A 15,491-nucleotide genomic window follows, 5' to 3' on the forward strand; every position below is an offset into this window, starting at 1 on the left:
TAAATTACCAATTAGCAAAAGAAATTCCAATTCCTAAAGTAGTTTGTTTGTGATTATAATCCAACAATGTTTCACCAAATCCATTAAAAAATTGAGCATGACCTCTAATATGTCCTTTGATAGGAAAAACATAATTTAATTGAATTCCACCTCTTTTTAAGGATGTTAATGGATGCGTTGCAATAGCATAAAATTCATGTTTTAAATAATGATAGCCTACATAAACCTCAGAATCACCAATGTATTTAGTTATTTCTGGATTTTCATCATCCTCATCTTTTAATCGAATCCATGGTTTGAAATTTACAATCCAATCATCACTTTCATAGCCAATATTAAAAATAATTCTATTCCAACTCCTTGAGATTGGAAAGTCCTTTCCATTAGATTGATGATTTAGAGAAAAACCAACATTTCTAATATTTCCAGTAAATAGTTTAGTTTTTAATGGAAAATTAAAAATTATTTCGGGTTCATAATTTAGTTCTCTAAAAGCTCTTGAGAATTTTTTATTATACACTTGCCAATGTGCTTTTTGAGTATAAGCTACCCAGATATCTCCTAAGCCAAAAAAGGCAGATTGTATAATTTTTGTTTTAAAACTTATCTGAAATTTAGCTTCAAGTTTGTTATATTCATCAATTTCAGTAGCTGAATAATCAGGATTTTCACTAAATGGCTTTGTGTTTGGATTACTTGTTAATCTTCCTGCAGTTATATAAATCGGTCGATAAGAAACTAATTTAAAAGTTCCTTTTTTGTCAATGCTATCTAATTCCCAGTCTTGAGAAAGCGTTTTTTTTATAATTAAATTATCCAAAACACTTTGAGAAAATAAATTTTGAGAATTATATAAAAAGAATAGTAGAAAAAAATAAATTTTTAAAATCTTTTGTATTGTTTTTTGTTTTTTACTTGTCATTAAATTCTATATTAAATTTAGGTTTTTTGCTACTTCAATTAGTTCATTATCAGTGCCTCTTTTATCTAAAAGCTGAAGTTTTATATTGGCTTTTCTTTTTTCAATTGAACTCAATGATAACTCAATGTATTTTGGTAATTCTTTTGTTTTAATTCCTTTTTCTAATAGTAACATTATTTGACTATCGTATTCATCCCAACTTATATTTTGCTTAAATAAAGCAACTAATGCTTCATAAATTGTTTTACTGATATAACGATTATGCTTTAAAATTGAAGAAAATATTTTAGGAAAAGTTACAAAATCAATATCATTTTTAGAGAGAAACCCTTCTGGATTAATTGATTTAAAAATATCATTAAGCAGTAAAGCTTCATGATGCATAGTTAGAATAATTACTTTACAAAATTCAAATTTTTCTCTAACCAATTTTGCTATGTCGGCTCCAGATGTTATTTTTTCGTCTTTATACGGAGGCAAACCAATGTCAATAATAGCTATATCGATTGTCTTTCCAATCTTAGCGTGCATTTCAATATGTTTAAAAGCTGTTTCGCAATCTGAAGCAGTTTCAAAATTAAATTGTAAATCTTGACTAGATAATCTAATTAAGTTAATATAAGCATCTGTTGTCATTGGATGATCATCTACGACTAGTATATTTATAAGTTTTGACATAAACCGTAAGTATTTCGCGAATAAACCGTAATGAATAAACGCTAAATGATGTTAATTTTGCATAAAATTAATCAAATAGTGCTTAATTCCTATATTATAATTGATTCTACAAAATCAGTTGAAAGTCATATGAATGATTTTCAGCAATTTGTTGATTTTGTTTGTATAGGTGTTTTCAGTGATTATGAAAGCTCACTTAATGCTATAATTGAAAAAAAACCGCAACTCATCTTTTTTCATTTTACAGATGAAATACCTCTTCATTTTATATTAGAACTTCAAAGATACATTGAAGATTTGCCTTATTTTATCGCTATAAATGAGGAAGATAAAAATGCTTATAAGGCTATTAAATATGGAGTAATGGATTATATCTTATTGCCATTAACCATATTTGAGATTAGAAAGGCTTTTATGAAATATTCAATATTTTCAAAAAAAATAATTCAAGAAAATTTATGCATTAAAACCAATAGCGATTATTATTTTATCCCTTTTGAAGATATTGTTTATTTAATGGCTGATAACAACACAACAGATTTCTATTTGAAAAACGGAAAAGTAATTTCTGGATTTAAAACTTTAAAGTTTTTCCAAAGTCAATTGCCGTTTTATTTCTTTAGAATACACAACAGTTATGTGGTTAATATTAATTACGTAAGTAGAATAAATACCAGTAAATCTGATTGTTATTTGTTTAATAACGAATATAAACTTCCTTTTTCGAGAACCTATAAAGACAATATTGAAACAATTATCAGAAGAATTGGCTAATTTGATTTTGTCAGTTACATTAAATAGTACGTCACTTACTTAAACTACACTGCGACTTACTAACTACCACTTGATTTCTTCTTTGCTTTAAGCTGGGTTTTATATTTTTGGACTGTTCAAAACAACTAAAATTTGATTCAAAATTGGTAGTTAAGGAAAGGGAGTTCTTTAATTACTACTATAAAAGTTTCCCTGCTTTTATATAATATGAATGTTTCAGAAAGTAAGTTTTGAATACAAAACAAAAACAACCCTAAATTTACCTATTATGAAAAAATTTTTAACATTAGCAGTAATTGCATCTGGATTATTTATCGTTTCTTGTACTGCTGAAACAGAATCTATTGAGCCAATTCAAAACTTAAAAGTAAGCCAAAATATTGACGATTCTTCATTCGCAAGAGAAGGAGATTCTATTGGAGATACAACTGGAACTTCTGAAGGAGAACCATATATCAAAAAAGATAAAGACTAATTTATTTATAGTTTCAATTAGATTTTATATATTTGATAAAAACAAAAATTGAGGCAAAATATTGTATTCCTTTTTATTTTAATAGTGTTCGCTTTTTTGACTTCATGTTCAAAAAAAGAGCAAAAAAATAATCTAATTGCATTTTTAGATTCAGATAAATATACTTTGTTTTCTACGGAAGACAAAGTATTTTTTTTAGATTCAATTTCAAAAAAAATTGATGATATGCCAAATGATTCAATTACTAAAAAAATTGCTTTTAAAATATCATCAGAGTACTATTATTTGAAAGATAATAGAATGTCTTTTAACCTAAGCAAAAAAGCGTATAATATTTCCCAAGAACTATCAGATTCAATTGGAATGGGTAGAGCATTATACTACATGGGAGATTGTTATGAATTTACAAAAAAAGATAGTGCTTATTATTATTATAAAGAGTCAGAGAAAATTTTCAGATTATTAGGTAATAAAGAAAGGTTAGCCAAAGTTCATTTTAATAAATCCTATTTACTTTTTTATGAAGGTAATTATGCAGAAAGTGAAATAGAAGTCATTAAAGCACTACAAAACCTAAATAATTCTACAAATTACAAATTAAAATATTCTTGTTATTCACTACAAGGATCAATTCATAATGAATTAGAAGAATATGATAAAGCACTGACTTATTTTCGTTTAGCTGAGCAATCTTATTATGAGTTAAGAGAAGGCAATAAAAACAATATTGAATCAATCTATGATTATTATGTACTAAATGTGATCAACTTATGTAATATTTATGATAAAAAAGGTGAATATAAAAAATCAATTTATGAATTAGAAAAAGTTAAATCAACAGAATTAAAAGAAAAATGGCCAAATCTATATAATCTAGTCCTTGGTAATTTAGCTTATTCTAAAATGAAGAATGGAAATTTTGATGAATCAGAAAAATTATTTAAAGAAGCTCTTTTCTTAAATAAAAATGATAAAAATGATAAGGGTTATCTTTATAAGATTCTTTATTATGGTGAGTTTCGTCTAATTAAAGAAGACTCTTTAAAAGCTAAAAAATATTTTGATGAGGCTTTAGTTTTATCTAAGCGTTTTAATAGTGGTAAAGAAATTCTTAAATCATTAGATTTTTTATCAAAGGTAGATTTATCAAATAGCGCTTATTACAAAAACGAATACATTAGGGTTAGTGATAGTATTATTAAACAGCAAAGAGCAAGTAGTAATAAATTTGCCCGAATTGAATATGAAACAAATAAGTTAGAAAATGCAAACGAACTATTGAATAAGCGTAATTTTTATCTTTTATTAGCGGGACTTATGTTAATCATTGTCTTTTTAATCATTCTAGGAATTAGACATAGAAAAGAGCAAAAAAGAGAGATTGAATTTTTAGAATTAAGAAAAGCAGCCGATAATGAATTGTATGAATTAGTTAAAGATTACCAAATTCAATTAGTTAAAACCAAAGAAAATGTTCAAAACAGAATCGCAAAAGAATTGCATGATGGTGTTATGAATGATATTTATAGTGTTAGATTAAATCTTGGGTTTTTAAATAGCTCTGATGATGAAGCTATGAAAGAAAAACGATTGGTATACATAACAGAACTTCAAAAAATTGAACGAGAAATAAGAGATTTATCACATGATTTAAGTCATGAAACAGATTTTGATCTTATAGATTATAGATATTTATTAAATAATATGGTTGAAGCCATAGATGATATTTCTCCAACGATTTATTCTTGTACTATTGAACCTAAAATAAAATGGGATAAGTATAGTTCTGTAGTTAAAATTAATATTTATAGAATACTTCAAGAACTTTGTTCTAATGTTAATAAATATGCGAAAGCCGAAAATTGTATCATTAAACTAGTAATTATTGAAGATTTACTTACTATTTCTGTTGTTGATGATGGAGTTGGATTTGATATTTTAAAAACTACTGATGGAATTGGTATGAAAAATATTAAGCAGCGTATAAATACCATTAAAGGAAAAATTGAAATAAAAAGTAGTCAAGGAGAAGGTACTAAAGTTTTTATTGAAATACCAAGGACAAATATCACGACAAAGAAAAAAGAGCTAAAAAATAAATAACCTTTTAATTTAATGATAGTATAATAATTTATATTTTTCATTTCTAAATTATCTATTTTTTAATTACTTCTAAATTGAAGAAATTTAGCTCCAATTAATATTAAATTTATGAAGCTTATTTGAGGTGTTTTATAGAATCTTGTATTGTTTTTAATAGAGCATTAATCTCAAAAGGTTTTGTTACAAAATTATTCATGCCAGCGTTTAAACATTTAAATATTTCTTTTTCACCAACATTAGCGGTTAGAGCAATAATTGGAGTGTTTTTTTTATTTTCGTCAGTTAGCTTTCTTACTTCTTTCGTTGCTGTAATTCCGTCCATTACTGGCATTACTATATCCATTAGTATTATGTCGTATTGGTTTTCTCTTATTAAATTTAATGCTTCTAATCCGTCATAAGCAACTGAAATTTGGCTGTTTTTTAGTTTGTTTTTTAATTGTTTTTCTAAAATCAACAAATTAATTTTATTGTCATCTACCAAAAGTATTTTTATAAATGTGTCTTGGAAGTTAATTTCTACTTCGTCTAAATTAGTTGCATTGTATTGTACAATTGGTAAAGGGATGTTAATGTAAAAAGTTGTTCCTTGATTGGGTTTTGATTCAAACGAGATAGTTCCCTTCATTAAATCAACTAATCCTTTTGAGATTGTTAAGCCAAGTCCAACACTGTTACCCGATTTGTTTGAGGTAGCGTATTTATGAAAAAGCCTTTCACCCAATTCTTTTTCTATTCCTCTACCTGTATCAGAAATGGTTATTTGAAGTAGAAACTCATTTAAATTAGTACTATTATGATGACCGTCTACATGCATTTTTACAGTTCCTTTTTTGGTGTATTCTATGGCATTGTTCAATAAATTTAAAATGATTTGATTAATTCTGTTTTTGTCACCATAAACAAAATTTGGAATGTTCTCGGCTGTTTGGTATTCAATTTTTAATCCTTTTTCTAAGGCTAACCTTTCATTCATTTTAAATAAAGACGTTAGAGCATTATTTAAGTTGAATTCTGAATATTGTAATGTAAAAGCACCGTCATTTAATTTAGTAAAATCTAAAATGTTATTTACTAACGCTAATAAATGATTAGAAGAATAATCCATCAGTTCTAAAAGGTGTTGGTTTTCTTGACTCTGATTGTTGCTTTTTAAAATGTCTGAAATACCTTTTATAGCATTTAAAGGAGTTCTAATTTCATGACTCATTATGGCAAAAAACGATTCTTTATTGATTTGTAACTTCCTCAATTCAATTCGAGATTCTTCTAATTCAATATTTTTAGTTTTTAAATCTCCAATGATAGCATTAACTAAGTTTGAACTAACGGTAAGTAAAACGATCAAATAAATAAGTAACATTACAACTGTAAAATAAAAAAACTGATTATAAATGTCTTTATTATAATTGATTGTATAGCCATAATCAAATCCAAAATAATCAAAATAGATTATTATAGAAACACTTATTGTAATGAATAAACTAGAATATAACATTAGCTTGTGCTGCCTAGTTATTATTGACAAAACAATTGGAATTATGTATAATAATATGATAAAATTGAAAAACTTACCATAAAATAAGTACGCAAAAGTAAAATAGATTATTAAAACTAAATTGGCTACGAACGTTTTTTTTGTAAAACTAAATTTTTTCGAAGTAGAAGAATAAAAAAACAATAACACTACTGGAATGCTTCCCCAGGCCACATAAGTTAACCCTGTATAAAAAAGAAAGACTGTTACTAGTAAAAACTGTAAAGTAAAAAAATTATAACCCGAATTATTAAATTTTCTAAATTTATAGATGCTTTTATTACTTGTAAGGGTATTGGGCTTATTGGTATCCATTAAAAATAATCTTTATTCCTTTATTTAAATTTTAAAAATACTAAAAATGTAGGATACTTTCTAAATAAGTAGATTTTATATTTGATTTATTTTGATTGTTTGCACTTTTTTTCACGTCTAAAGCATTTTTCAATATTGTTACTTTCATGGATTCCGTCTTCGTTATTTATTCTGTAGTTTTATTATCTTCTTTGCAACTCACTAAAAGTGTAAAAAAAGATAATGCAGTTAAGATTTGTTTCATTTTTTCTTATAAATAGTAATATTTTTTAATTGAAATTTACTTCTTTATAAACGTACTTTCTCTTTTTTTATTCCATTTAATGATGTCTATAAAATTTGATGTTGTCGCCAATAGTAAGACAAATCACACCTAATATTTACAACATAGCAGTAGCAAAGTAGTTTTTAAATCAATAATTTGAGATGTACTTCATAAATAAAACACCAACTAAAAAATGTTACTTTCTCATGAAATATTAATTCTTACTCATTATACAAAGCCTCTATCTGATCTTTAAATCTTTCAATTACTAAACGTCTTTTAAGTTTTAAAGTTTGAGTTAAAAATCCGTTCTCAACAGTAAAAGATTCATTAGAGAAAATAAATTTCTTAGGTATTTCATATCCACCATACTTCTCTTTTAAGCTTTTTCTAATTTCAAGACCCACAAATTCCTGTACAGAAGGAGAATGAATTAATTTATCAACCTCTGTTTTCATATTAAGAAGTTCAGCTGTTTTACGCAAAATGGTTTGATCAGGCACAATAATACAAATGTTATAAGGCCTTCCGTCGCCATAAATCATTGCTGTTTCTATATAGGGTAATAAAACAATATCTTCTTCAATAGCCGAAGGAAATACATATTTACCGTTTTCTAACTTAAACTGTTCTTTTAAACGTCCTGTTATATATAAAAAACCATCGGTATCTAACTTTCCTCGGTCTCCGGTTCTCAACCAACCATCTTCTGTAAATACTTCCTTAGTTTCTTTTGGTTTGTTATGGTATCCAACCATTAAATTTGGACCCATTACTTGTATTTCACCATCTTCACTTAGGTCATCAACTTTTGTTTTGTCAATGCGTATTTTAATAAATTCAAGTGCGCTACCAACACTACCTGGTCTAATTAATTCCGGACTATTCATTGTTATTGCTGGAGATGTTTCGCTTAAACCGTAGCAATTATAAACAAAAATGCCAATGTCGGCAAAGAAACTAGATACTTCTTCATTCATTTGGGCACTACCCGTAATACTTCCTAATAATTTACCACCAAAGCGTTCTTTTATTTTAGAAAACACGAGTTTAGACCCAATCCAATATATGATTTTTGTGCCAATACTAACACGACCATCTTTTAAACGATATTCACGTGCTGCTTTTAAAGTGCTTTTGAAGAGCTTCAACTTAAAACCACCCACGTCTTCCATTTTTTGATGAATACCTGCATAAATTTTATTAAATACACGAGGTACAGCAATTAAAAATGTTGGTCTTACTTTTACAAAATCGTCTGCAAGTGTTTCCATGCTGTTCATAAAACCAATTGAACCTCCAAAGAAAAGCCAATTGTAAAGTTCCGCTGTTTGACCGTAACTGTGTGCCCATGGCAGAATAGATAAACTTACAGAAGTTTGATTAAGTTGCTTGCTATAACGTCTGTAACCAGCTCTAGCATTTGAAGTAAAATTTCCATGCGTAAGCAATACTCCCTTAGGTTCTGAAGTGGTTCCCGATGTATATATTAATGAAGCAATGTCACTGAAGGCAGGAATCATAGCAGGTGCAATGTTATTTTGACCTGTAGATTCTAAGTATCTCATGCTCATATCATCAGAACAATCTATTATGTAAATATGCTCTAAAGTTGAAATCTTATCTTTTAAATGTTTGATTTGCTCATAGATTGCAGAGGTAGAAACAAGTAAAAACTTAATGCTAGCGTCTTTGATGATATATTCCCAAGTACTATAATTTTCACTTTCATACATGGGTACAAATCGGGCACCTAAGCCATAAGATGCAAAAGCAGCGACAGCCCATTCTACGCTGTTGCCAGAAATTATACCCACAGCATCTCCTTTTTGTAAGTTAAGTTGAGCCAAGCCACTTCTAAAATTAGTAACGCGTACACCAACTTCTTTATAGGTTACCCAATCAAATGTTTCAGATTGTGAGTTCTTGGTTCCAAAAAGTCTATTGTTGGCAAATTTTTCTATTGATGACTCAAAAAGCTCAACAAGGTTATCTGGTTTTTCTAGTATCATTTTGCTGTTTTTATTCTTGATTTGTGTAGTAGAAAAAATGTTTTCTTTCTTAAATGCACGTTACTTTTTTTGTAATAAAAGTTGTGTTTGTTAAACCACTCATTAATTTACTTTTAAAGCAAATAAAACTCTAAAGCTAAAGTTTTGCCTTATAAAAATATTTAATGCAATAATACAAAAAAGCAATCTAAAGAAAAATGAGGAAAATCATATTTTGGTTACTATTTATAAACAAAATGTATTTAAATGTAATAAAACAACTCCATCTCAAAAGACAAATCATTTTTAACCTTTTACAATAGCCAGTATGATTATTTTTAGACTTTTGCTCCATACATATCCCATATATACTAGGTACATAATAGCAAGTTTTACTACTCTTTTAAATTAATAGGCCTTTTAAATAAGGTAGATGCCTGGTGTTGGGAAATTAACGTATAAAAAAAATCGTAATCACTTGTTTTTTAAGTAATTACGATTTTAAAAGTGGAGTCGGAGAGAATCGAACTCTCGTCCAAACAAGCAATCAAAAAGCTTTCTACGCGCTTAGTTTCTAATTAGATTTTCGACAAAAAGCTAGGTTAGAAACAACCACTCTTTGCTTAACTTTACTAATTCAAAACGGATTTAAAGTATCACCGTCTCTAGGTTTACTTTTACGGTTCTCCTGAGTTAAACGCCATAAACCAAGGCTTTTAAGGAGAATCCGGCTTTCCTATCTAATAGGAGCGAGGCATTATCTTACTATAATTCAGATTATGCAGCCAAAGCGTAATTATTTTCGCCGTGTAAAGTGTTATACGTTTGGATTTACGAGCAAAACATACAATGCTCGACGTGCTTACTAGTTAATTCCACTCGCTGTCAAAACCAGTCGACCCCTTTTTTTTAATTTAGAAATTAGAATTTTGAATTCAGAAAACTATAAATCATAAATCATAAATCATAAAACTTCTAACTTCTAACTTCTAACTTCTAACTTCTAACTTCTAACTTCTAACTTCTAACTTCTAAAAGTGTGCCAAAATTACTACTATTTTATCAATTAAAAAATCTTTTGTTAATAGTTATTCTAAACCTATATTTGTAGAGTTAAAATTAATAATATGTTTACCTCGAAAGTTGTTGAACAAAATCCTGTATAAAATGAAATTCGGAATTATAAAAGAACGTAAAAACCCACCAGATAGAAGAGTGGTTTTTTCGCCATTCAGATTAGAAGCTTTTAAAAATGAATTTCCTCAAGCTGAAATTAAAGTTGAATCTTCTGATGTTCGAATATTTACTGATGAACAATACAAAGAAAAAGGTTTTGATGTTGTAACCGACATGACTGACTGTGATGTTTTAATAGGAGTTAAAGAAGTTCCTTTAGATGCATTAATTTCTAATAAAAAATATTTTTTCTTTTCACATACTATAAAAAAACAACCCTATAATCGTAGTTTGCTTTTAGCTATTTTAGAGAAAAACATTGAATTATATGACCACGAAACAATAGTTACTGAAGATAATCACCGTTTAATTGGTTTTGGTCGTTATGCGGGAATAGTTGGTGCTTACAACGGAATTAGAGCTTTCGGAATGAAATACGAATTGTTCAATTTAGCGAAAGCTGAAACATTACCAGACCAAAAAACTTTAATTGAACGTTTAAAAAGAAATCAGTTACCCAATATTAAAATAGTTTTAACAGGAAGCGGAAAAGTTGCTCATGGTGCCAAAGAAATGTTGGATGCTATGAAAATGAAAGAAGTTTCTGTAGAAGATTATTTGAATAAAAGATACGATATTCCTGTTTATACTTTTATTGATGTATTAGATTATAACAAAAGAAAAGATGGACAAGTTTTAGAAAAACATGATTTCTATAATAATCCTTCAGAATACGAATCTGATTTTGAAAAGTTTGCCAATGTGTCAGATATTTTCATGGCAGGACATTTTTATGGAAACGGTGCACCAATTATCTTAAGCAAAGAGATGTTGAAATCTACAAAATGCAAACTTAAAGTTGTGGCAGATATTTCATGTGATATTGATGGACCAGTAGCTTGTACAATTCGTCCAAGTACTATCGCAGAACCTTTATATGGATATTTAGCAAGTGAAGATAAAGAAGTTCCATTTACACATCCATCAGCGGTTGTAGTTATGGCTGTCGATAATTTACCATGTGAATTACCAAAAGATGCCAGTGAAGGTTTTGGGGAAGTGTTTTTAGAAAGAGTAATTCCAGCATTTTTTAATAATGATAAAGATGGCGTTTTAGCAAGAGCTAAAGTAACAGAAAACGGAAAATTAACGGAACGTTTTGCTTATTTACAAGATTACGTTGACGGGAAATAGTGTTCAGTTTTTTATTTGGCAGTAATAATGCTTAATGAATCTAAATTTCTTAAGGGTTCAAAATAATAAAATCAAAAACCACAAATTCAAAATATGAATCTGTGGTTTTTTTTATCTGAAAATCCAATATCTGAAAATCCGAAAATCTAATTAACTATTCCAGTCAATCTTTTTAGAGAAATACATCACTGCTCCTAAAATGGCAAATAATCCAATACTTCCCACTAATAAAGCATAATCTTCTAATTGAATTATTACAAAAATGAAAGTATATAATGCCGTTAATGAAATTCCAATAAACAATGGAAACTTTTTGTCTTTTAATATCGAAATAGAGTAAAGTACTATCATTACAATAACTCCAATTGCAGCAATTATATAAGCTATTGAAAAAGTAGAATGTTCCGTAATCGAAATCAATAAGGTATAAAACATAACTAAAGCCAAACCAATCATGGTATATTGAAAAATATGAATGTTGATTTTACTTATCGATTGAATCAAGAAGAACACTAAAAACGTTAATCCAATTACTAGGAAACCATATTTTGAAGCTCTTTCATTTTGTTGGTATTGATCAACCGTTTCTAATAATTTTACACCAAATAAATACTCATTTAAGTTGGGCATTTTTTCTGTATGTTGTTGTGAAAACGAACGATTTATGTCTAATATTTTCCATTCTGCATGAAAACCTGTACTGTCAATTTTCTTGTTCTCTTCATTGGCTGCAAAAGTTCCCATTAAACTTGGAGAATTCCAATCTGAGTCAACTTTTATATTGGTTGTTTTTCCAACAGGAATAAACTGAACACTATTACTTCCGTTGAATTTCATTTGGAATTTAAAAGTGATTTTATCTTCTTTTTGAAGCGCTTTATAATCAAATAAGTTAGATTCTAAAGTGCCGAAATTGGAATCATTATTTGCTTTAGATTCAAAGGCAAACGGTTGATTGTTTAAAGCAATATTCAAATCACTTTTGATGCTTTTTAAATTTGAAGTATTGACAATAATACTTGCTTTATCCCAAATAACAGATTCTGGATTTATATCTAATTTTTCAAAATTGGGTTTTTCAAAATTTCCATCAAAATCCATTATAGAAGTAAAAACTACATTTTCATATAAACCTCTTTTTAAAGGTTTGCTCTTTTTGATATTTGAATAATTATTCAAGATTTCAGGAAAAAAATAGGCCTGTTTTATTACTTTTTTTGTCTGAATAGTAACATTATGATTCACATCTTCTACATTATAAGATTCGTAATCATAATATGGAATGCTTAAAACTGGTCCATAAAATTTAATATCTGAACCCCAAAGTGTATTGACTTCTTGTGTCATTTCTTTTTTACGTTGTGAACGTTCAGAAATTAACCCTTTTACTAGTTCTAGGGGAATTAATAAGAAGAGGCAAAGTAATCCAACCATAATCATTTTGGCTGTGTTGGATTGAAAGAACGAAGGCTTTTGTTGAGGTAACTGTGTTTGATTTTCCATGATGTTTTTTTTAATGGTTAAAAGTTTATTTGTTTAAAAGTTTATATGGTTTTGTGGTTAATGTATTACGTTAAAAACTAAATACATATAAAAAAGTGTAATTGGAATATTACATAAGGCAATTCCTATTCTTATTAATGTTTCTTGATTATTTCGCTTTTCAATGAAGTGTAGAGTTATAATAGCAATTAGATAACAAAAATTAATGAATAGTGCTAAATAGACATAGAAAATTCCAATAATTGGTAACATATCAATTTTAGTTATTGCATATAATGACAATAGGATTGTTCCAATTGTAAAGGATAAAATAGGAATATAATTTTTTTGATAAAACGGGTTTTTTAATATTTCTTCCATGATGTTATTGATTAATAGTTATTGTAAAATGTTTAGAAACTCGAAAAATGAAATAGATGAAACAACCAAATAAGATTGAAAAACCTAATGACTTTGTAGTGAAGAAAATGTTTAATAAATCAGTAAATAAGTCAATCGGATTTTTTAAAATATCCCAGCTGTTATACCGAAGAATTCTTCCTAAATAAATTCCGAAACCTGATAAAATCGAAATACTAAAAAGTAAAATTGATGTTATCAAGGAACTGAACTTTGATGAAAGTGATTTTTCAAAATCTTGTAAGGATATGATTCCTAATAAAAATCCTAGTGTTGAATAAGAACTAATCAATAATAAATCATACCAAAAAGTATAAGAATTCGATAAAGATAAATGCACAAAATCGGTTATGATGTAAAATGAATTGGGTAAGAACAACAACCAAATAATAACGATTATTCCGTTTTTGAATTTGTTTTCAAATAGATTTCTAGTTTTTAAATAACTTGTCAAAAGAAACGGAATTACAGCTAAAAATAAATTCCAAATTAGAAACATCAAATAAATCGAAGTTGTCATTTTGACTCGAATTAAGGATAAGCAAAGACAAAAAAATCCAAAAGCGAATAATAAATTATTAAGCCTTTTGTTCGTCTGATACAATTGAAAAATAGTTTGCATAATTAATGTTAAAAGTTGATTTTATAGTTTTTAATGGAATTGGCAACATCTTTAAAAAGTCCAAATGATAGAATTGATGCGCTTTTTTGCCTTTTTTATAAGATTCGATATAAGTTTTGATTCTAAAAGGGTAGAAGAGTAGTCCAGTTGCAATAACCATAAATACAAAAGGTGATTTTTTGCCATTTCCTAATAAATAAAACTGCATGTTAATTTCGTCCGTAACTAAAACTCCAGTATCAGTTAACACATGATAGATGTCGTGTTCTTCTAGTTTTGGCTGAGGTTCCAAATTATATTTCAGTAAAAAACAACCTAAGTGAAATCCCAAACTTTCTTCAGGAAGATTAATAAAATCTGTAATACTAACTTCCCAAGGAGAAGTATTTTTGAATAAAAATTCATAAGGAACTTTTACGATTTTGTACAATTTTTCGATGATGATTTCTTTCATAATTCAATAATTAAAAGTACTTTGAATTTCAAAGTAAATGGATAAAAAAAAGGTTTTATGATTTTGAGATTAATTTTTCAAGGGCTTCAATATGATTTTTAAAGGCAATTCTTCCTTCTCTTGTCGCAATATAACTTGTGTTTGGTTTTTTACCAATAAATTGTTTTTCTACCGTAATATATTCTTCATTTTCCAAAGCTTTTGCGTGACTGGCTAAATTGCCATCTGTCACACCTAATAATTCCTTTAATGTTGAGAAATCAGCACTTTCATTTACCATCAATACAGACATAATCCCAAGACGAATCCTGTGATCAAATGCTTTGTTTATGTTTTGTATGATGTTTTTCATGTCAAGTTCAAGTTCAAGTTCAAAAATCAATTTTAAAAGTCTTACAATTTCTGCAATCAAAAATCGTTAATCAACAATCTTCAATCCTTATTTCCTATCATATTTTCGATACATGACATAACCATAACCAATATGACAAAATCCAAAACCTAATGCCCAGAAAAACAATCCATATCCAATAAAAAACGTTGAAATTAATCCTAATAGAATCATTGTTAGTCCTAAATATTTCACATCACCTAATGTATATTTACTTGCATTGACACAAGCTAATCCATAAAAAAGTAATGTAACTGGTGCAATTAAGCCATAATATCCTTGAAAAAGTAATGCCAAAGCAAATAATCCACCACTGATTAACGGAATTGAAAACTGAACAACCAATCGTTTAGAAGAAACATCCCAAAGATTTTCTCCTAATTTCTTAGCTTTTGTAGCACTTAATATTACTCCTGTTATGATTGATAGAATTACTACAGCAGCAGCAATTGTAAAGAGTTGTTTTATAGCACTTTCAATTGTAATTGGATCTGATTGACCTCTAACAATTATGTATCTCGAATCGTAAGTGTACTTAATAATGTTATTGGCTAAAAAAGCTCCAATTAAAGCATAAAATCCAGCTAAAATTCCAGATAAACCACTCAATGATAAAAAACGAGACGATTTATTCATCATGTTTTTTATTTCTGTAATGTCTTGAAGATATTTTTCGTTTTCCATTATAAAGT

The 15,491-nt window shown here is 27.8% G+C and carries 14 protein-coding genes and 1 other RNA gene; 4 read left to right on the forward strand and 11 right to left on the reverse strand.

Annotation, left to right across the window (positions count from 1 at the left end; all coding sequences use genetic code 11):
* Positions 1 to 4 precede the first annotated feature (4 nt).
* Both AAC008_RS07870 and AAC008_RS07875 read right to left on the reverse strand, forming a co-directional pair.
* Entirely contained in the window at positions 5 to 922 is a 918-nt protein-coding gene (locus AAC008_RS07870) for a phospholipase A (protein ID WP_339888582.1), read from the reverse strand.
* Between the two features lie 6 nt (positions 923 to 928).
* Positions 929 to 1,600 carry a response regulator gene (locus AAC008_RS07875; protein WP_339888584.1) on the reverse strand — a complete coding sequence of 224 codons (672 nt, stop codon included), beginning with the start codon at positions 1,598 to 1,600 and terminating at the stop codon, positions 929 to 931.
* A gap of 45 nt (positions 1,601 to 1,645) precedes the next feature.
* Between AAC008_RS07875 and AAC008_RS07880 the strand changes: the two genes are divergently transcribed.
* The 3 genes from AAC008_RS07880 to AAC008_RS07890 all read left to right on the forward strand — a co-directional run bounded on the left by AAC008_RS07880 (position 1,646) and on the right by AAC008_RS07890 (position 4,952).
* Complete coding sequence (locus AAC008_RS07880; RefSeq protein WP_339888585.1) at positions 1,646 to 2,374, forward strand: response regulator transcription factor; 729 nt, start codon at positions 1,646 to 1,648, stop codon at positions 2,372 to 2,374.
* 268 nt (positions 2,375 to 2,642) lie between these two features.
* On the forward strand, positions 2,643 to 2,849 hold the full coding sequence (locus AAC008_RS07885) for a hypothetical protein (RefSeq protein ID WP_339888586.1): 207 nt from the start codon (positions 2,643 to 2,645) through the stop codon (positions 2,847 to 2,849).
* Between the two features lie 96 nt (positions 2,850 to 2,945).
* The gene (locus AAC008_RS07890) at positions 2,946 to 4,952 is read left to right on the forward strand and encodes an ATP-binding protein (RefSeq protein ID WP_339888587.1); all 2,007 of its coding nucleotides are present in this window, start codon (positions 2,946 to 2,948) and stop codon (positions 4,950 to 4,952) included.
* 115 nt (positions 4,953 to 5,067) lie between these two features.
* Here AAC008_RS07890 and AAC008_RS07895 read toward each other — a convergent pair whose 3' ends face one another.
* The 3 genes from AAC008_RS07895 to ssrA all read right to left on the reverse strand — a co-directional run bounded on the left by AAC008_RS07895 (position 5,068) and on the right by ssrA (position 9,963).
* Positions 5,068 to 6,450: a response regulator gene (locus AAC008_RS07895; RefSeq protein ID WP_339888588.1), complete on the reverse strand. Its 1,383-nt coding sequence runs from the start codon at positions 6,448 to 6,450 to the stop codon at positions 5,068 to 5,070.
* Between the two features lie 840 nt (positions 6,451 to 7,290).
* Positions 7,291 to 9,081 (reverse strand): long-chain fatty acid--CoA ligase, encoded by a 1,791-nt coding sequence (locus tag AAC008_RS07900; RefSeq protein ID WP_339888589.1) that lies wholly within the window; start codon positions 9,079 to 9,081, stop codon positions 7,291 to 7,293.
* Positions 9,082 to 9,565: 484 nt separating this feature from the next.
* Positions 9,566 to 9,963: a transfer-messenger RNA gene (gene ssrA, locus AAC008_RS07905) on the reverse strand.
* A gap of 264 nt (positions 9,964 to 10,227) precedes the next feature.
* Between ssrA and AAC008_RS07910 the strand changes: the two genes are divergently transcribed.
* The gene (locus tag AAC008_RS07910) at positions 10,228 to 11,430 is read left to right on the forward strand and encodes an NAD(P)-dependent oxidoreductase (RefSeq protein ID WP_339888590.1); all 1,203 of its coding nucleotides are present in this window, start codon (positions 10,228 to 10,230) and stop codon (positions 11,428 to 11,430) included.
* 150 nt (positions 11,431 to 11,580) lie between these two features.
* Here AAC008_RS07910 and creD read toward each other — a convergent pair whose 3' ends face one another.
* The 6 genes from creD to AAC008_RS07940 all read right to left on the reverse strand — a co-directional run bounded on the left by creD (position 11,581) and on the right by AAC008_RS07940 (position 15,483).
* Positions 11,581 to 12,933: a cell envelope integrity protein CreD gene (creD, locus tag AAC008_RS07915; RefSeq protein WP_339888591.1), complete on the reverse strand. Its 1,353-nt coding sequence runs from the start codon at positions 12,931 to 12,933 to the stop codon at positions 11,581 to 11,583.
* 57 nt (positions 12,934 to 12,990) lie between these two features.
* Positions 12,991 to 13,293, reverse strand: a complete 303-nt coding sequence (locus tag AAC008_RS07920; RefSeq protein WP_339888592.1) for a hypothetical protein — start codon at positions 13,291 to 13,293, stop codon at positions 12,991 to 12,993.
* 4 nt (positions 13,294 to 13,297) lie between these two features.
* Positions 13,298 to 13,852 (reverse strand): DUF1361 domain-containing protein, encoded by a 555-nt coding sequence (locus tag AAC008_RS07925; protein ID WP_339888593.1) that lies wholly within the window; start codon positions 13,850 to 13,852, stop codon positions 13,298 to 13,300.
* 58 nt (positions 13,853 to 13,910) lie between these two features.
* Complete coding sequence (locus AAC008_RS07930; RefSeq protein ID WP_339888594.1) at positions 13,911 to 14,408, reverse strand: hypothetical protein; 498 nt, start codon at positions 14,406 to 14,408, stop codon at positions 13,911 to 13,913.
* Positions 14,409 to 14,463: 55 nt separating this feature from the next.
* Positions 14,464 to 14,760 carry a transcriptional regulator gene (locus AAC008_RS07935; RefSeq protein WP_026716368.1) on the reverse strand — a complete coding sequence of 99 codons (297 nt, stop codon included), beginning with the start codon at positions 14,758 to 14,760 and terminating at the stop codon, positions 14,464 to 14,466.
* Positions 14,761 to 14,847: 87 nt separating this feature from the next.
* The gene (locus tag AAC008_RS07940; protein WP_339888595.1) at positions 14,848 to 15,483 is read right to left on the reverse strand and encodes a hypothetical protein; all 636 of its coding nucleotides are present in this window, start codon (positions 15,481 to 15,483) and stop codon (positions 14,848 to 14,850) included.
* Between the last annotated feature and the right edge of the window lie 8 nt (positions 15,484 to 15,491).

The organism is uncultured Flavobacterium sp., from assembly GCF_963975515.1.
Taxonomy (GTDB): domain Bacteria; phylum Bacteroidota; class Bacteroidia; order Flavobacteriales; family Flavobacteriaceae; genus Flavobacterium.